The sequence below is a fragment of the Massilia pseudoviolaceinigra genome, assembly GCF_030846505.1.
Classification (GTDB): Bacteria; Pseudomonadota; Gammaproteobacteria; order Burkholderiales; family Burkholderiaceae_D; genus Telluria_A; species Telluria_A violaceinigra.
On sequence record NZ_JAVCWL010000010.1, the window covers coordinates 27,021 to 44,804 of the forward strand.

Here is a 17,784-nt window from a genome sequence, read left to right on the forward strand (position 1 = left end):
GATGAACATTCGTCATCGTTGACAGGCGTGAAACTTGAGCATACCATAACAGGTAAATGCGAATCAATCTCATTTGCATTAATATTTAGATTGTAAATGATAATCATTATGATCTATAGTTCGGCCCCGCCTACCCGGCGAATCGCTTCGACTGCCCTCCTAACGCAAGGAATATTCACGATGAATGACAGACTGCACGGCCACTATCTGAGCCGTTCCAGCGCGGCCGATCTATGCGCGCATTACGAAACTGGCGCCACCCTGTTCTCGTCGCCCGGCCACACGCTGCTGGCCAGCGGCAAGCGCAGCATCCTGCCGCCGCAGTCCGGGTCCGCGCTGGCCGGCGCCGCGGCGGCCCTGCTGCGCTCCGCGCGCCGCGACGGTAGCGCGACCCCGGTGATGATCGGCGCCGTGCCGTTCCTGGCCGACGCCCCGGCACACCTGCTCATTCCCGCGCACGTGATGATGGCGACCGGCCCGGCCAATCTGCCTGCCGCAACCCCGCAAGCACCGCCGCCGCGCGCCCGTTTCCCGCGCACCGTCGAATCCATTCCAACGCAACACCAGTACCAGCGTGCCGTCGCGCAGGCGGTCGAACGCATCCGCGCCGGCCAGCTTGAAAAGGTGGTGTTGTCGCGCTCACTGACCCTCGAAACCGAGATCGACGTGGTCGGCCTGCTGGCGCGTCTGGGGCCGCGTAACGCGCACGGCTACACCTTCGCCATCGACCTGGCGCCGGACGCGCACGGCCGCCGCACCCTGGTCGGCGCCAGTCCCGAGCTGCTGCTCTCGCGCCATGGCACCCGTGTGCGCTGCCATCCGCTGGCCGGCTCGATCCCGCGCAGCGCCGAGCCGCATGAAGACCAGCGCCGCGCGCAAGGCTTGCTGCAGTCCGAAAAGGACTTGCACGAACATGCGCTGGTGGCCGACATGGTGGCCGACTCGCTGCGTCCTTACTGCCACTCGGTGAGCGTGCCGGCCGTGCCGTCGCTGATCGCCACGCCCACCATGTGGCACCTGGGCAGCGAAGTGACGGCGCAACTGAACGAGCCCGGTATGAGTTCGCTCGCACTGGCGATGGCGCTGCACCCAACGCCGGCCGTTTGCGGCCACCCCGCAGCCTTGGCGCGCACGTTCATCAACGAGGCCGAAGGCTTCGACCGTGGTTTCTTCGCCGGCCTGGTGGGCTGGATGGACGCCAACGGCGACGGCGAATGGGCAGTCACCCTGCGCTGCGCCGAAGTGGGTGCCCACAGCGCCACCCTGTACGCCGGCGCCGGCATCGTGGCTGGATCGGACCCCGAACTCGAATTCCTCGAAACGTCGGGCAAGCTGCGCACCATGCTGCGCGCAATGGGCCTCGAAGCGGTGCTGGAGGAAGCAGCATGACCAGTGACTATCTGCCCGGTTTCACCCCGTATCCCGACGACTTTGCGGCGCGCTATCGCGAAGCCGGTTACTGGAGCGGTGAAACCTTTGGCTCTCTCCTGCGCACCCGCGCGCTTGTTCATCCCGACAGCACCGCCCTGGTCTGCGGCGCACGCCGCTGGAGCTATGCCGAACTCGATCGGCGCGCCGACCGCTTCGCCGCTGGCCTGATCCGCCTGGGCATCGCCCGACGCGACCGCGTGGTCGTGCAACTGCCCAACGTGGCCGAATTCTTTGTCGCCTGCTTCGCCCTGTTCCGCATCGGCGCGCTGCCCGTGTTTGCCCTGCCCGCGCACCGCCGCCACGAAATCGGCCACCTGTGCGCGTTTACCGATGCCGCCGCCTACCTCATTGCCGACAGCGACGCCGGCTTCGACTACCGCACCCTGGCGCGCGAAGTCATGGCCGAAGTGCCGGCGCTGGCGCGTGTGATCGTGCTGGGCGACGCCGCCGAATTCATCTCTTTCGACTCGCTGTATGAAGACGCAACGCCGATTGCCGGCCCGCAGCCGGGCGACGTCGCCTTCTTGCAGCTCTCCGGCGGCACCACCGGCCTGCCCAAGCTGATCCCGCGTACCCACGACGACTATCTGTACAGCGTGCGCGCCAGCGCCGACATCTGCGAACTTGACCGCGCCAGCGTGTATTTATGCGCGCTGCCGGTCGCGCACAATTTTCCAATGAGTTCCCCGGGCAGCTTCGGCGTATTCCACGCGGGCGGCCGCGTGGTGCTGGCGCGCCGCCCCACGCCCGACGACGCCTTTCCGCTGATCGAAGCCGAAGGCGTGACCATCACCGCGCTGGTGCCTCCGCTGGCCATGGTGTGGCTGGACGCGGCCGGTGCCACCCGCCACAAGCTGGGTAGCCTGAAGCTGTTGCAAGTGGGCGGCGCGCGCCTCTCCGCGGAAGCGGCATGCCGCGTCGGGCCGGTGCTCGGCTGCGCCCTGCAGCAGGTATTCGGCATGGCCGAAGGCCTGGTCAACTACACCCGTCCCGACGACTCGCCCGAACTGACCGCCAATACGCAGGGCCGCCCGATCTCGCCCGCCGACGAAGTGCGCATCGTCGACGATGAAGACCGCGACCTGCCGGAAGGCGAAATCGGCCACCTGCTCACGCGCGGCCCGTACACCATCCGCGGCTACTACCGCGCCGAAGAACACAACGCGCGCGCCTTTACCAGCGACGGTTTCTACCGCACCGGGGACTTGGTGATGCGCCTGCCGTCCGGCCACCTGGTCGTCGAAGGCCGCGCCAAGGACCAGATCAACCGCGGCGGCGACAAGGTCGCAGCCGAAGAAGTCGAAAACCACCTGCTGGCCCACCCCGCCGTGCACGACGCCGCGCTGGTGTCGATGCCGGATGCTTACCTGGGCGAGCGCAGTTGCGCCTTCATCGTCACGCGGGGCGCACCGGTACGGGCGATTGAACTGACGCGCTTCCTGCGCGAACGCGGCGTGGCCCAGTACAAGATCCCCGACCGCATCGAATTCGTCGAGCGCTTCCCCACCACCGGCGTCGGCAAAGTTAACAAACGCCAGCTGCGCGAACAGATCGCCCAGCTGATCGGCACTCAATCACAAGATCGGCACGCACCATGACCATTCCGAAAATCGCTTCCTACCCCATGCCCACGGCCATGCCGGACAACCGCGTCACCTGGATGCCTGAACCGAAGCGCGCCGTGCTGCTGATTCACGACATGCAGGAATATTTCCTCGACTTCTACGACACCGCCGCCGCGCCGATTCCGGAGCTGATCGCCCACATCAAGCAGCTGCGCGATGCAGCCGATGCCGCCGGCGTACCGGTCGTCTACACCGCGCAGCCGGCCGAACAATCGGCCCAGGACCGCGGCCTGCTCACCGACTGGTGGGGTCCCGGCCTGACCGCCAAGCCCGAACGCGCACCGGTCGTGGCAAGCCTGGCGCCACGCGCGCAGGACACCGTGCTGACCAAATGGCGCTACAGCGCATTCGTGCGCAGCGACCTGCTGGCGCGCATGCGCGAACAGGGCCGCGACCAGCTGATCGTATGCGGCGTGTATGCCCACATCGGTTGCCTGATGACCGCAGCCGACGCCTTCATGAGCGACATCCAGCCCTTCCTGGTCGGCGACGCGCTGGCCGATTTCTCGGCCGCACAGCATCAGATGGGCCTCGACTACGTATCGCAGCGTTGCGGGGTGGTTGCCAGCACGGCGACCGTGACCGGCGCGCTCAAGCCGGCAATCGCCTGGCATGCCACGCGCACCGCACTGCAGGCCGAAGTGGCGCAACTGCTGGCCGTTCCGGCGTCGGACCTGCTGCCGGACGACAACCTGCTCTTCGCCGGTCTCGATTCGATCCGTCTTATGAGCCTGATCGAACGCTGGCGCCGCGCCGGCATCGAAACCACCTTCGTCGAACTGGCCGAACGTCCGACCCTGGCCGACTGGTGGGAACTGCTCGACGCGCGCCGGGTGGGCAAGTGAGCGGCGCACGGCTGGCGCTGACAAGCGCGCAATACGGCATCTGGCTAGGGCAGCAGCTCGATGCCGCCAGCCCCGCCTACTGGACTGCGGAAGCGGTCGAACTGAGCGGCCCGCTGGAGCACGCCCACTTCGAAGCCGCGCTGCGCCAGGCCGTGCACGAATGCGATGCTCTGCACATGCGCTTTGCCAGCGATGGCGACGCGGTCTGGCAAACGCCCGAGCCGCAAGAAGACTGGCCGTTCGCGCGCCACGACATGAGCGACGCCGAGGCCCGGCTGTGGATGCAGGCCGACCTGCAGCAGAGCGCCGACCTGGCGCGCGGTCCGCTGTTCGCCAGCGCGCTGCTGCAACTGGGCCCGGACAAGGCGCTGTGGTACCTGCGCGCCCACCACATCGCGCTGGACGGCTTTGCCTACGCCATGCTGGCGCAGCGCGTGGCGGCCCTGTATTCGGCCCGCACCGGCAATACCGAAGCGCCGACGGCGCGCGCCGGCAAGCTCGATCCGGTGGTGGCCGAAGATGCCGCCTATGTCGCCTCGCCCGCCTACGCGCGCGACCGCGACTTCTGGTTGGCGCGCATGGCCGGTGCCGGTGCGCCGGCGATGCTGGCGCCACCGGCCACCGTGGCGCGCGGCGTTCGCCGTGTACGTGGCGGCATCGCCACCAGCACCATCGAACGCTGCCAGGCAGTGGCCAGCGCCGCAGGCGTGGACTGGGCCGCCGTGCTGGTCGCCGCCACCGGCGCCTGGCTGCGCCGCCACAGCAGCGCGGGCGCTCTGACCCTGGGCCTGCCCGTCATGGGCCGCCTTGGCTCGGTGGCGCTGACCATTCCGTGCATGGCGATGAACATCGTCCCCCTGCGCCTCGCGCCAGCATCCGGGCAGTCACTGGCCGACCTGGCGCGCGCGGTCGCCGCCGAGATGAAGGCGATCCGTCCGCACCAGCGCTATCGCTACGAACACCTGAAACACGACCTGGGCATGAGCGGCGGCACGCGCCGCCTGTTTGGCGCGGTCATCAACCTCATGCCGTTCGACCGCCCACCGGTATTCGGTGCGCTGCACGCGGTCTCGCACCCGGTAGCGGCCGGTCCGGTCGAAGACCTGTCGATCACCATCGCTCCCGGCACGAACAGCCGCATCGACATAGAAGCCAATCCGGACGCCTACGACGAAGCCACCCTGCATGCGCTGCACCAGTCCCTGTTGAACGCGCTGGCCGCCCAGCTTGAGCAGCCTGACGCGCTGCTTTCCGACGTGCTCGGACAAGCGCCGCACGCCACGCCAGCCCTGCTGTCGGGCGGTGAGCTGCCCACCGCGCCTGTATCGGTGCTCGCTGCCCTGCTCACGCACGACGCGCACAAGACCGCGCTGATTCACGGCGACGCCGAACTCAGTTATGCGGAGCTGGTAGCTGCCGTCCAGAACATGGCCGGCCGCCTGCGCGACGCCGGTGTTACCGAAAACAGCCGGGTCGTGCTGCTGCTGCCGCGCAGCCTTGACACCATCATCGCGATGCTGGCCATCATGTGGGCCGGCGGCGGCTACGTGCCGCTCGACCCGGACGGCCCTGCCCTGCGCGTGGCCGCCGTGCTGGAAGACGTGAAGCCGACGGTGGTCCTCAGCCTGCGCAAATATGCGCCGCTGCTGCCAGCCTCCCTGCCGCTGCTGTGCATCGACGAGGCCGCGCCAGCCGATCCGATGTCGGCCCCGCTGCCGGTCGCCGACAGCGCACTGGCCTACATCATCTACACCTCCGGTTCCACCGGCCGGCCAAATGGCGTCATGATCGAGCGCGCCGCGCTGGCCCACTTCGGCGCCGGCGCCACCGCGCGCTACCAGGTCACCGCAAACGACCGCGTACTGCAATTCGCCCCGCTGCATTTCGACGCCAGCGTCGAAGAGATTTTCCTCACCCTGGGAGCCGGCGCAACCCTGATCCTGCGCGACGACGCCATGCTCGAATCGCTCGAACGCTTCATCGATGCCTGCGCGCGGCTGCGCATCAGCGTTCTCGACCTGCCGACTGCGTTCTGGCACGAACTCGCCTTCCACGTGGGCCAGCACGGGGCACCGTTGCCCGAGTGCCTGCGGCTGGTCATCATCGGCGGCGAGGCCGCGCTGGCCGAACGCGTGGCGCGCTGGCGCACGGCCGCTCCAGCCCATCTGGTGCTGCTCAATACCTACGGCCCGACCGAAGCCACCGTCATCTGCACCACCGCGCAGCTGGCTGGCCCGGACGCCATCGCCTGGACCGGCGACGCCGTGCCGATCGGCCGTCCGCTGCCTGGTGTCGATATCGCCGTCGGCGCCCCGCACCCTGTCGGCATCGGCGAGGAAGGAGAACTTTTCCTGATCGGTGGCGGCCTCGCGCGCGGCTACTTCGACCGCGAAGCGCTGACCGCGCAGCGCTTTGTCACGTTGCCGGATGGTCGCCGCGCCTACCGCACCGGCGACTGCGTGGTGCTGGGCGAAGATGGAGAGCTGCGCTACCTGGGCCGGCTCGACGACGAAGTCAAGATCAGCGGCCACCGGATCGACCCGACCGAGATCGAAGCCGCACTGCTGCAGTATCCCGGTGTGCGCGAAGCTGCCGTGGTGTGCCAGTCCCAGGCCGACGGCGGCAAACACCTGCGCGCTTTCGTCGCCACCGCAGGCAAACTGAATGCCCCGGCCTTGCGCGCCTTCCTGGCCGAGCGCCTGCCCGCAGCGGCGGTGCCGGCCAATTACGCCAGCCTTGCGCGCCTGCCGCGCAACGCCAACGGCAAGATCGACCGTTCCGCACTGCGCGCCCGTGAACTGGACGCCGCACCGACCGCACTCGGCGCCACCCCGCTCGAACAGTCGGTGATGTCCGTCTGGCGCGAGGTGCTCGGCGTGGAGGCACTGACGCCAATGGACGACTTCTTCGCTCTCGGCGGCAAATCGCTGCAAGCGATCCAGGTCGCCAACCGCCTCGGCGCGGCGCTCAAGCGCGAAGTGGCGGTATCGGCCCTGTTCCGCCACCGTACCGTGGCCGCACTGGCGCATTCGCTCGGCACCGTCGGCCACGCGCCCCCAAGCGCCGCCGCGGGCGGCGAATTCGCACCGCTGCTGACCATCCAGCGCGGCAGCGGCCCTGCCCTGTTCTGCGTGCATCCGGCCGAAGGCTTGTCGTGGTGCTATCTGGGCCTGGCCGCCTACCTGCCGCACACGCCGATCTACGGTCTGCAGGCACGCGGCATGAGCGGCACGCCGCCCACCGACATCGACATGCAGGTCGACGACTACCTTGGCCTTGTACGGGGCGCCCAACCGCATGGACCGTACCGCCTAATCGGCTGGTCCTCCGGCGGCGGTCTTGCCCACGCCCTGGCAGCGCGCCTGCAAGCCGCCGGCGAAACGGTGTCTTTGCTGGCGATGATGGACTCGTACCCGAGCGATATCTGGGAAGGCAAACCGGAAGCCGAAGAACGCGATGCCCTGATCGCCATGCTCGACGTGATCGGCGCGCCGTCGGTTGACGCCGATGGCCAGCCGCTCCCGCGCGAGGCGCTGCTGGCCCAGTTCCGCCAGCCGGGCAGTTCGCTGGCCACGGCCGACGACGCCCACCTCGAACGCATTACCACCACCGCACTGCTGTCGATGCGCCTGTACCGCCAGCTGCGCCATCCGCGCTATGAGGGCGACGTGCTGTTCTTCCATGCCAGCCGGCGCGGCCCCGACGCCCCCGACTGGAAAGGGTGGACGCCGTACGTCGACGGCCAGCTCGAACGCATCGACGTCGATTGCACCCATTCGTCCATGAGCCAGCCCGCGCCCCTCGGGCATATCGGCCGCGCGCTGGCGCAACGTATTCACCCGGAAGGCAAACCACGATGACCACTCCCACGCCTAAACGCACCCCGCCACGCATGCTGCGCGTGCGCCGCACGCTGCAACTGACCCCATTAATGCGACGCATCACCCTGGCCGGCGAAGCGCTGGCCGGCTTTCCGGAGGATAGCGACGGCGCCCACATCAAGCTGCTGCTGGCGCGCGAAGGCCAGCGCGAACCGGTACTGCCGACGCTTGGCCCGGACGGCCCGGTGTGGCCGCCGGCCGACATCCGGCCCATCGCGCGCACCTACACCGTGGCGCGCTACGACGCCGAAGCGGGCGAACTCGATGTGGACCTGGTCCTGCACGGCGACGACGGCCCGGCCTCGCGCTGGGCCGTGCACGCCCAGCCGGGGGACGCCATCGGCGTGGCCGGTCCGGGCGGGCCGCCGCGCTTCGTGCCATCGGCCGACTACCACCTGATGATCGGCGACCCGAGCGCGCTAGCCGCGGTCGCCGCCGCCTTGCGCGACGTGCCCCGCAAGGCGCGCGGCACCGTGCTGATCGAAGTTCCCGACCACTCCGAAGTCCAGGCGCTGCCCTACCCCGCTGGCTTTTCGGTGCACTGGCTGTCGCGACGGGGCGCCCGTCCCGGCGCCAGCACCTTGCTGCTCGACGCCGTAAAAGCGATGGCGTGGCCGCCGGGCCGCGTGTCGGTCACGCTGGCCGGCGAAAGCAACCAGCTGCTGGCGTTGCGCGACTTCCTGCTGTCCGAGCGGGGCGTGGCCCGCGCCGACATGTACGCGGTCCCGTATTGGAAAGACGAGCACACCGAAGAGGCGTACCACGCCGAACGCCACCGCATCATGGATGAACTGGAAGAAGCTGAATCATGAATACATTCTCCCCCCTGCGCCGCGTTGCGCTGTTCGCGCTCATGGCGCTGTGCGCCACGCCGGCGCTGGCCCAGCGCAAAATCGTCGACGCCGCCAACCGCGCCGTCACCGTACCCGAACGCGCCCAGCGCGTGGTGGCGCTGTCCGAACTCGATCTGGACGCCCTGCTGGCCCTGAAAATCAAGCCCGCCGGCGCCACCAAGGGCCGTGGGCAAACGGCCATGCCGCGCTACCTCGGCGCCACTGCCGCCACGATTCCCAGCGCCGGCAATTTCGCCGCCCCCGTGCTCGACCTGGTGGTCGGCATGCAGCCCGACCTGATTCTCGCCGGCGGCATGAACGACCCCGAGCTGTTGTCCCAGCTCGCCAAGATTGCCCCCACCGTGGTCACCTACCTGCCCGGCGAGAACTGGCAGGCCACGTTCCGCCGCATCGGCGCCATGATGGGCAAATCGGCCGATGCCGACGCCTTCCTGGCAGACTACATCGCCAAGGCCGGCGCGCTGCGACAGCGCCTGGGCGAGCGCGCCAACACCACGGTGAGCGTGGTGCGCTGGAATCCGCAAGGCCCGTCGTACATGCTGCGCGACTCCTTCGCCAGCCTGGTGCTGGCCGACCTCAAGATGCGCCGTCCCGCCGCGCAGATGCAACCCGGCGCGGCCCATTCGCGACCACTGAGCCTGGAGGCACTGGCCGCCATCGACGCCGACTGGATCTTTGTCGGCACGCTGAGCGCCAGCGGCCCCGCCAACGACGCCCTGGCCGCGGCGCGCCAGTCGCCGCCGTTCCGCCAGCTCGGCGCGTCCCAGCGTAATCAGGTGCGCGCGGTGGACGGCTCGCTGTGGACCAGTCCAGGCGGCCCGCTGGCCGCGCTGGCGATCCTGGCCGACGTCGACAAAGCCCTGGCCGCGCCTTGAGTTCCTCCGGCCGCATCGCGCTGCTCGTCCCCATCCTGCCGGCGCTGCTGCTGGCATCGATGCTGACCGGGGCCGGCGACGCCGGCATGGCCGACCTGCGCGCCGTGCTGGCCGGTGGCGACAACTCGCCCCTGCAAATGATCGTGCGCGACGTGCGCGCCCCTCGTACCTTGGCGGCGCTGCTGGTCGGCGCCGCGCTTGGCGTGGCCGGCATACTGATGCAGACCGTGACCCGCAACCGCCTGGCCGAACCGGGCCTGCTCGGCGTGAATGCCGGCGCCGCGCTCGGCGTGGTCACCGGCATCACCCTGGCCGGCGCCGAATCCGGCCTTGCTTATCTGATGTGGGCCGGCGCCGGCGCCCTGCTGGGCAACGCCTGCGTGCTCGGCGTGGCCAACGCCGGCCGCCAGTCGGGCAGTCCGCTGCGCCTCGTGCTGGCCGGCGTTGCGCTGGGCGCGACCTTTCACGGTTTGAGTTCCGCCATGCTGCTTAGCCAGCCATCCGGTTACGACCAGTACCGTTTCTGGGTTCTCGGCTCGCTGGCTGGCTCAAATGGCGGCATGATCATGCTGGCCGCGCCATTCATCATCTTCGGATTACTGGCTGCGCTGTTCCTGGCGCGGCCGCTGTCGGCCATGCTGCTGGGCGACGACATCGCCCGCTCGCTCGGGCATTCGCCACGCCTGCTGCGCGCTGCGGTCGCCTTCACCGCCACGCTGCTGACCGGCAGCGCGGTGGCCCTGACCGGGCCAATCGCCTTTCTCGGCTTGCTGGCGCCCTTTCTCGCACGCGCGCTGGCGCAGGGATTGGCGGCGCAACTGGCGGCATCGGCCTGGCTGGGCGCGATCGTGCTGCTGTTCGCCGACCTGGGCGCGCGCCTGGTGGCGCAACCGTTTGAAACTCCGATCAGCGTGATGACCGCCCTTCTCGGCGCGCCGCTGCTGGTGTGGCTCGCGCGCGGGAGCGTTCGATGATGGCGCCCGAGCCAGGCCTCGTTGTTCTGCGCGGCGGCACGCTGTCGGTGCTGGTTGCCAAACGCTCGCTGTACACCATACTCGCCCTGCTGCTGGCCCTTGCACTGGCTGTCGCCGTGGCCCTGTCGGCTGGCCCGGCGTGGCTGTCGCCATCCCAGCTGCTCGATGTCGTCAACGGCAATGCACCCGGCGGCACGCGCCTGATGGTGCTGGAGTTTCGCCTGCCGCGCTTGCTCACCGGCGTGCTGGCCGGCGCCTCGCTCGGTCTCGCCGGAAGCCTGATCCAGACCCTCACGCGCAACCGCCTCGCCTCGCCCGACATGCTTGGCGTGGCCGACGGCGCCATGCTGGGCGTCTTCATGGCGCTCATCGCCGGCACCACCGGCATGCTCGGACCGTGGTGGGTCGGGCCCTTGGGCGCCTTGGGCGCGGTGGCATTGCTGCTGCTGGCCAGCGGCCCGCTCGACAGCCGGGGGCACCGTCTGCTGGTGGTCGGCATCGCCATCGCCAGCCTGCTGCGCGCTGCGGCCGAACTGGTACTGTCGCAGCAGGAGCTGATGCACGCCAGCGCACTGTACGCATGGAGCATCGGAAGCCTGAGCGGGCGCACCTACGGTTCGGCACTACCGCTGGCCGGCGCTCTTCTTTTGCTGCTGCCGCCGGCGCTGCTGGCCAGCCGCCGCCTTGCGCTGCTGCGCTTCGATCCCGATATCGCCACCGGCCTTGGCCTGCCCGTGCGAGCGACCCAATGGCAGGTGCTGCTGTGCGCCGTACTGCTGGCCGGGATGGCAGTCGGCGTATGCGGGCCCATCGCCTTCGTGGCGCTGGCCGCGCCCTTCATCGGCGAACGGCTGGTCGGCTACGGGCGCGGCGCGCTGCTGGCATCGGCCTTGTCCGGCGCATTGCTGGTGGCCGCCGCCGACACGCTCGGACGCGTCGTGCTGGGCGATGCCGAACTGCCGGTCGGCGTGATCTGCAACCTGCTCGGCGGACCATTTTTGCTGTACCTGCTCCTTCACGAGCGCAACGGAGAAACGCAGTAATGGATAAACAAGTGACACAACTGCTTGTGCAAGACCTGCATGCAGGCCATCCGGGCCGCCCCGTTCTTCACGGGATCGACCTGGCGATCGAGCCGGGCAAGGTCACGGCCATCGTCGGCCCGAACGGCTGCGGCAAATCGACGCTGCTGCGCTGCATGGCGCGGCTGCACCGGCCGCAGCAAGGCAGCATAAAGCTCGGAGCGCACGACCTGTGGCAGATGCGCCAGCAGCAAGCCTCACGCACCCTGGCGATGCTGCCGCAGTCGCCACAGGCGCCCGAAGGCATCACGGTCAGCGGGCTGGTTCGCTTCGGCCGTCATCCGCACCAGGGCTTGTTCCGCCAGTGGTCGCGCGAGGACGAGCTGGCGGTGAATGCGGCCATGTCGTCCACGGACGTGAGCGCGCTGGCCCAGCGCCGGCTCGATCAATTATCCGGCGGGCAGCGTCAGCGCTGCTGGCTGGCGATGACCCTGGCGCAAGAGACGCCAATCTTGCTGCTCGACGAACCGACCAGCATGCTCGATCTGGGCCACCAGGTCGATGTGCTGGACCGGGTGCGCGCGTTGGCGAACGGCGGGCGTTCGGTAGTCATCGTGCTGCACGACCTGGCTGCGGCGGCGCGCTATGCCGACACCCTGGTGGCCATGCGCGACGGGCGCATCGTCGCCGCCGGCGCGCCGCGCGATGTGGTCACGCCGGCACTGGTGCGCCAGTTGTATGAGCTTGACGTGGACGTGCTGTCCGCGCCCGGCGACGGTGCGCCGGTGGTGGTGCCGGTCAGGCGTTTTCACTAGTTTTCACGGTTTTCACTAAGCGAACAAGGAACAAGATGGCAAATCAATTCGAAGGCAAGGTTGCGCTGGTTACCGGCGCAGCGCAGGGCATCGGCGCAGCCGTGGCACGCAAGCTGGCGCGCGAAGGCGCGGCGGTGGCGGTGTTCGATGTGAAAGCCGGTGCGGTCGAGGACATGGCGGCAACCCTGCGCGCGGGCGGCGCTTCGGCAATCGGTATCGCGGTCGATGTGACCGACAGTGCAGCCGTGAACGAAGCGGTGGCTTGTGTACGGCGCGAGCTGGGCGAGATCGATGTGCTGGTCAACGTGGCGGGCATCCTGCGCATGGGGTCCATTCTGGACTACAGCGATGCGGATTGGGAGCAGACGTTTGCGGTGAACGCGGGCGGCGTGTTCCGCCTGTGCCGCGCGGTGGCGGCGGGCATGGTGGAACGCAAGCGCGGCGCCATCGTGACGGTCGCGTCGAATGCGTCGAGCGTACCGAGGATGCAGATGGGGGCGTACGCGGCGTCGAAGGCGGCGTCCACGCAGTTCATGCGCTGTCTGGGGCTGGAACTGGCCCCGCATGGGATTCGCTGCAATGTGGTTTCGCCGGGATCGACCGATACGGAGATGCAGCGACAGTTGTGGAATGGGGCCGATGGATCGCAGGGCGTCATCGGCGGGTCGCTGGAGACGTTCCGGTTGGGGATTCCGTTAAAACGGATCGCGACGCCGGACGATATTGCCGATGCGGTGCTGTACCTGGCGTCGGACAGTGCGCGCCACATCACCATGCATGACTTGCGGATTGACGGTGGAGCGACGCTGGGCGGCTAAAGCGAACGGCAACCTTTACCTGGAGTGATCGCGACCTGATCTGAAACATTTCAGTCTTCTTTTGGCGGTTTCGAATGCGGCGCGACTGGCTCAACGTCCTCCCCGGACAACATTTCCGACAGATCCTCTGATGAAAGTCGCTTTATTTTTTCCTCAAGCTTTCGGTCATATTTTCGGTCGTTCGGATCCCGCTGCTTGTGCGCCTTGCGAGCATACTGTTGAACTAATCGGCCTAGTTCGCCCGCTAGTTGAGATTTCGTGCGTTTTGGAAGCATAAGTTCAAGTTTGAATCAATGTCAGATTCCGGCTGAGAAACTGTCAGAAGGAAGGTAGTTATGACCGTCAGGCCCGCCAATACGTACAGCGCCCGTCCTGTTTGGAATGCCAGCAGGGACGTTGGCAGTCTTCCGAAGATAACTTCCCCACAGGCATCAACAGTCCGAGCGCAAGCAAAATTTTTCCAGCTAACTTTACGCGCCTGCGGTTTGGTGCTGAGGCGTCGATCAAATCCAGAACCTGAGCGTCACACAGGTCATGTCACGGTATCGGAAACATTCTCAGATTGTAAAGATAAACACCGTACAATAAAGCCCATGCGCCGAGTCCACCTGCAGCAGCAAGAGCAAACCGCATTTTCCAGGTAGTGGCGAGCAAGCCCGCTGCCAATGCCCCCCATATTATTGGCCCGAGCCCGATGGCAAGGGGACTTCCAAGGTTTTCTTTTGCAAACACCCATTGTCCAGCCCACACCAGAACAAACAGTAGTCCAAGTCCGGCGAAGGTGTAGCGTACATATTTCACAAATGTGTCCTAAAAAATTGCGAGGTTAACTCGGCAGGTGCTATCGCGACGCGCTGCCAAGCTGCGTGGTAAATCAACTATCCAGTTACAGTGTGCTGGGCATAAGGAACTAAGCCGATCGTCGTTCGGCACAGCGCCTGACTTTGCCGACGGTTGCGTTGACATTGACGGAGTCAAGGTAACGCGCCAACCACGCCTCCTCCCATGGAGAAGGACGGCTTCCACTTTCTCCGAGCAACAGGCGCAAACTCCCTCCGCCGAGCGCCCTTGCGAAAACTACGCCAACAAGAGCCGCAATCAGTAGGCCTCGTAGCCAGAAATCGGTAAATCCCAACAAGTCGGGCTGCTTGCCACTAGGGTAAAAATACGTGGCGGAGCAGAACATCAGAGCGACGATAATGCCAGCTTCGCCGACACATACAGCTTACTGAAATGCCAGTGGTGACTACGGAGCGTTCCTCTCGTCTGGCTCTTAAATCCGACGTTCCCACTGCTGAAATTAGTTTCCAAAGCCTGCAGTGCCGACCGACACGGTTCCGCGCGTTGACAACCTTTCCGAAAACGACTGCCTTGACCAAGGCCTTGGCACCATTGACAACGTCCGCTTGCATCGGCGCCTGATAAGTCAAGCCAAAATACTGCATGCAAAACGCAACTGCCGCGATTGAACTGTTGGCCGGTCAACTGCGCGCCGCTATACCTCAGCGAAACTTGTACCGCTCGCCCGTCTTCAAATCCAGCGCAAACTTGACACCGTTCTCGGTGACCGGCACTTCATCGGGCGGCTCATCGCCGGCCAGCGCGCCTTCCACAAATGGCAGCCCTTCGCCCTTGCGCACCAGTTCATCGGCGCGCTCGTACACATTGCGGCAACCCGTCTCCGCGATCAGGGTCTGCACGATCGGCACCTTCCACGCGTCCACGCCAGCGGCCTGGAATTCGCAGATCAGATACCCCTCTTTACCGCCGTACTGCTCCACCAGCAAACCCGGCAAATTATCCGCCTCGGCGTTGACCAGCTTGACCACTTGATCGGGGCGGGCTTTCTTCGCCGCCGCCGCGCTCTTGGCCAGCGCCGCCTTGACACGGCGCTTGATCAGCGCATGGTCGACCGGCTCGCCTTCGTCGAAGGTCCATACGCGCGCGCGGATCTGCGACTTGGAATTGTAGGCGGCGCGCGCCAGGAATTTGGTCGACGACGACTGCACGATCGCCGTGCCGCCCGCCTTCATTTTTTCGTTCGGCTTGCCGTCGACTTTTTCAATCGCGGACGCGTAAATCCAGGGTTCGCCGGCGAGCAGGCTTTTTTCCTTGCCCTGTTTGATGGTGATGATCAGCATGTGGTTCCAGTGAAAATGCATTGCAAGCCCACATGATACCGCCTGCCGCCCCATTTAGAGCCCCTCCTCTACCTCCGCAAGATTTTTCTTGCCTATAGACCGATCGGTCTATAGGATCATCGACATGAAACCAAGCGATGCCAAACAACGCCTGATCGGCGCCATGATCGACGCCCTGCAACGCCGCGGCCTGCACGGCAGCGGCCTGACCGAACTGCTGGCCGCCGCCGACGCCCCCAAGGGCGTGCTCTACCATCACTTTCCAGGAGGTAAGACCGAACTGGCCGTGGCCGCCATCGAGGTGACCATTGCGCGCCTGTGCGACAGCATGGAAGCGAGCATGGCCGCCAGCGGCGATCCGGGCGCCGCGCTGATGATCTGGATTAACGGTGCCCAGAAACGGCTCGACGCCAGCCACTACGAACGCGGCTGCCCGCTGGCCACCATCGCCCTGGAAACGACCGCCGACGACGTGGAGATCCGCGCGGCGCTGGCCAGGGGCTTTGCCGCGGTGCGCGACCGCATCGCCACGGGCCTGGTCAACGCCGGTTACGAAGCGGCCAGCGCGCACGCCACGGCGGCCCTGCTGCTGGCCGCCTACGAGGGCGGTTTGCTGCAGGCGCGCGTGGCCGGCACGCCCGAACCGATGGCGCTCGTCAGCAGCGCCCTGCTCACCTATTTGAAGCTGCGGCGCCCCAAGGAACCCGATCATGAGTAAGCCCGCCGATGCCCAATCCCTGACCCTGACCACCGCCGACGGCTACCCGATCGCGGCGCTGCGCTACCCGGCCGCCGGACCGACGCGCGGCCACCTCGTGGTGGCCGGAGCCACCGGCGTGCCGCAAGGCTTCTACCGGCGCTTCGCGCAGTACGCCAGCAGCTGCGGCTACAACGTGATGACGCTCGATTACCGCGGCATCGGCTTGTCCAAGCCGGCCACGCTCAAGGGCTTCCGCATGGATTACCTGGACTGGGGCCGCCAGGACCTCGCCGCCGCCGTGGACGCCATGAGCGAACCCGGACTGCCTTTATATATGGTGGGCCACTCCTATGGCGGCCATGCCTTCGGCCTGCTGCCCAATCACGACAAGGTCGACGGCCTGTACACCTTCGCCACCGGCGCCGGCTGGCACGGCTGGATGCCGCCGATGGAGCGCCTGCGCGTGCTGCTGATGTGGCGCGTGCTCGGCCCCCTGATCGTGCGCGTGAAGGGTTACCTGGCGTGGAACTGGATGGGCATGGGCGAAGACTTGCCGGTCGATGTGTACCGGCAGTGGAAACGCTGGTGCACCTTCCCGCGCTATTTTTTCCAGGACCCGAACATGAAGCACATCGCCGCATCGTACGAGAGCGTGCGCAGCCCGATCATGGCCTGCAATGCGCTCGACGACCTGTGGGCGCGCCCGCCGTCCCGCAACGCCTTCATGTCGGCTTACCGCAACGCCGGCTGGCAGGCGACCGACATCGACCCGCGCCAGGCCGGAATGGGCCCGATCGGCCACATGGGCTACTTCAAGGCGCACTGCAAGCCGCTGTGGGAAGGGGCACTGGGCTGGCTGGAGCAGCACGGACGAATTCCTCCGGCCAGTCCATCGCGCTAAACTGCAGTCTGTCCGGCGCGCACTGCAGTTTGTCGCAAACGGCGCGCCGCACCATGGCCGCTTGCCTAGTATGCTGGTCAGGAATCCAATCCCACCGCATCGTTCAAAGGACGCCGTCATGACCCGAGCACCGACTACCCGTTTCGCCCTGCACCACCTCATTCTGGCCGCCGCCCTTGCGTGCGCGCTGCCCGCCAGCCAGGCTGCCGGGGGTGACTGGTTCGGCGGCGACAAGGTCCAGGGCAGCACCATCGTCAAACGCGAGACGCGCGCGCTGGGCCACTTTACCGGCGTTGCGCTGAGCCTTCCGGCCAAGGTGGAAGTGCGCATCGGCAACACCGAAAGCGTCAGCATCGAAACCGACGACAATCTGCTGCCGCTGGTGGAAACCGTGATCGAGAACGGCACGCTCCAGCTGCGCCCCAACAAGCGCAACCTGAGCTTCAAGACCCGCCACATGAAGATCGTGGTGCAGGCCAAAAGCCTCGATCACATATCCATTGGCGGCTCGGGCAGCATCGATGCCGATGCCCTGCGCGGCGACAAGGTCAGCATCAACGTCGGCGGAGCGGGCTCCATCGTCCTCAAGGGCATCGAAGCAGACCACGCCATCATCGCCGTCGGCGGCAGCGGCAGCCTGACCAGCGGGCCCGGGTCGCTGGATAACGTATCGATCATGATCGGCGGCTCGGGCGACGTCAACATCGGCAAGGTCAAGGCGCGCAATGCCAAGATCAGCGTGGCCGGCTCCGGCGAGGCCATTGTGTGGGTCAGCGACGGCTTGAACACATCGATTGCCGGTTCGGGCGACGTGAAATACTACGGCAGCCCGACAGTGAGCAAGTCGACGGCCGGCTCCGGCACCACGCGCCGCCTCGGCGACGCGCCGCAGCGCTAAGCCC

At 66.9% G+C, this 17,784-nt stretch carries 15 protein-coding genes; 13 read left to right on the forward strand and 2 right to left on the reverse strand.

Translation table 11 applies throughout. From position 1 onward, the window contains the following. Positions 1 to 180 precede the first annotated feature (180 nt). The 10 genes from RBA40_RS11515 to RBA40_RS11560 are packed head-to-tail and all read left to right on the forward strand — an operon-like array spanning position 181 to position 13,140. Complete coding sequence (locus RBA40_RS11515; protein WP_306648005.1) at positions 181 to 1,389, forward strand: isochorismate synthase; 1,209 nt, start codon at positions 181 to 183, stop codon at positions 1,387 to 1,389. Further along, entirely contained in the window at positions 1,386 to 3,029 is a 1,644-nt protein-coding gene (locus RBA40_RS11520) for a (2,3-dihydroxybenzoyl)adenylate synthase (protein ID WP_306648007.1), read from the forward strand. The genes RBA40_RS11515 and RBA40_RS11520 overlap by 4 nt, the downstream gene beginning before the upstream one ends. Then, positions 3,026 to 3,901, forward strand: coding sequence for an isochorismatase (locus tag RBA40_RS11525; protein WP_306648008.1), 876 nt, complete (start codon positions 3,026 to 3,028; stop codon positions 3,899 to 3,901). The genes RBA40_RS11520 and RBA40_RS11525 overlap by 4 nt, the downstream gene beginning before the upstream one ends. Next, on the forward strand, positions 3,898 to 7,761 hold the full coding sequence (locus RBA40_RS11530; protein WP_306648009.1) for a non-ribosomal peptide synthetase: 3,864 nt from the start codon (positions 3,898 to 3,900) through the stop codon (positions 7,759 to 7,761). The genes RBA40_RS11525 and RBA40_RS11530 overlap by 4 nt, the downstream gene beginning before the upstream one ends. Then, positions 7,758 to 8,594, forward strand: coding sequence for a siderophore-interacting protein (locus RBA40_RS11535; RefSeq protein ID WP_306648010.1), 837 nt, complete (start codon positions 7,758 to 7,760; stop codon positions 8,592 to 8,594). Before RBA40_RS11530 ends, RBA40_RS11535 begins: the two co-directional genes overlap by 4 nt. Then, positions 8,591 to 9,511 carry an ABC transporter substrate-binding protein gene (locus RBA40_RS11540; protein WP_306648011.1) on the forward strand — a complete coding sequence of 307 codons (921 nt, stop codon included), beginning with the start codon at positions 8,591 to 8,593 and terminating at the stop codon, positions 9,509 to 9,511. The genes RBA40_RS11535 and RBA40_RS11540 overlap by 4 nt, the downstream gene beginning before the upstream one ends. Then, a complete protein-coding gene (locus RBA40_RS11545) occupies positions 9,508 to 10,485 on the forward strand; it encodes a FecCD family ABC transporter permease (protein WP_306648012.1) in 978 nt (325 codons plus the stop codon). Before RBA40_RS11540 ends, RBA40_RS11545 begins: the two co-directional genes overlap by 4 nt. Beyond that, complete coding sequence (locus RBA40_RS11550; RefSeq protein WP_306648013.1) at positions 10,482 to 11,528, forward strand: FecCD family ABC transporter permease; 1,047 nt, start codon at positions 10,482 to 10,484, stop codon at positions 11,526 to 11,528. The genes RBA40_RS11545 and RBA40_RS11550 overlap by 4 nt, the downstream gene beginning before the upstream one ends. Positions 11,529 to 11,539: 11 nt before the next feature. After that, complete coding sequence (locus RBA40_RS11555; RefSeq protein WP_306648014.1) at positions 11,540 to 12,322, forward strand: ABC transporter ATP-binding protein; 783 nt, start codon at positions 11,540 to 11,542, stop codon at positions 12,320 to 12,322. A gap of 35 nt (positions 12,323 to 12,357) precedes the next feature. Continuing rightward, positions 12,358 to 13,140, forward strand: a complete 783-nt coding sequence (locus RBA40_RS11560; protein WP_306648015.1) for a 2,3-dihydro-2,3-dihydroxybenzoate dehydrogenase — start codon at positions 12,358 to 12,360, stop codon at positions 13,138 to 13,140. A gap of 537 nt (positions 13,141 to 13,677) precedes the next feature. On the opposite strand, the gene RBA40_RS11565 is transcribed toward RBA40_RS11560, so the two are convergent. Then, positions 13,678 to 13,941 (reverse strand): hypothetical protein, encoded by a 264-nt coding sequence (locus RBA40_RS11565; protein ID WP_306648016.1) that lies wholly within the window; start codon positions 13,939 to 13,941, stop codon positions 13,678 to 13,680. A gap of 701 nt (positions 13,942 to 14,642) precedes the next feature. Further along, a complete protein-coding gene (locus RBA40_RS11570) occupies positions 14,643 to 15,281 on the reverse strand; it encodes a class I SAM-dependent rRNA methyltransferase (RefSeq protein WP_233291792.1) in 639 nt (212 codons plus the stop codon). Between the two features lie 124 nt (positions 15,282 to 15,405). On the opposite strand from RBA40_RS11570, the gene RBA40_RS11575 reads away from it, so the two are divergent. From RBA40_RS11575 to RBA40_RS11585, 3 genes are all read left to right on the forward strand, one after another. Beyond that, entirely contained in the window at positions 15,406 to 15,999 is a 594-nt protein-coding gene (locus RBA40_RS11575; RefSeq protein ID WP_306648017.1) for a TetR/AcrR family transcriptional regulator, read from the forward strand. Further along, entirely contained in the window at positions 15,992 to 16,882 is an 891-nt protein-coding gene (locus RBA40_RS11580) for an alpha/beta hydrolase family protein (RefSeq protein WP_306648018.1), read from the forward strand. Before RBA40_RS11575 ends, RBA40_RS11580 begins: the two co-directional genes overlap by 8 nt. A gap of 118 nt (positions 16,883 to 17,000) precedes the next feature. Beyond that, complete coding sequence (locus tag RBA40_RS11585) at positions 17,001 to 17,780, forward strand: head GIN domain-containing protein (protein WP_306648019.1); 780 nt, start codon at positions 17,001 to 17,003, stop codon at positions 17,778 to 17,780. Positions 17,781 to 17,784 lie beyond the last annotated feature (4 nt).